Here is a 431-nt window from a genome sequence, read left to right on the forward strand (position 1 = left end):
CAGGTTTAACAGGTTCGCAAGGTCCAATAGGATTAACAGGCCCACAAGGTCCTCAAGGCCTACAAGGCCCAGCCGGACTAGATGGGGCTGACGGAGCAGATTCAACAGTACCCGGTCCACAAGGTCCAATAGGATTAACAGGTCCACAAGGCCCACAAGGTCCAGCCGGATTAGATGGAGCAGACGGAGCAGATTCAACAGTACCTGGTCCACAAGGTCCTCAAGGCCCACAAGGCCCAGCCGGATTAGATGGGGCTGACGGAGCAGATTCAACAGTACCCGGTCCACAAGGTCCAATAGGATTAACAGGTCCACAAGGCCCGCAAGGCCCAGCCGGACTAGATGGAGCAGACGGAGCAGATTCAACAGTACCCGGTCCACAAGGTCCAATAGGATTAACAGGCCCACAAGGTCCTCAAGGCCCACAAGGC

1 pseudogene is annotated in these 431 nt (G+C 55.9%); it reads left to right on the top strand.

The window, feature by feature from the left end:
- Window positions 1–431: pseudogene (locus Q0857_RS16905) on the top strand (hypothetical protein); the annotation flags it as partial.

The sequence above is a fragment of the uncultured Algibacter sp. genome (assembly GCF_947495925.1).
GTDB lineage: Bacteria > Bacteroidota > Bacteroidia > Flavobacteriales > Flavobacteriaceae > Algibacter_E.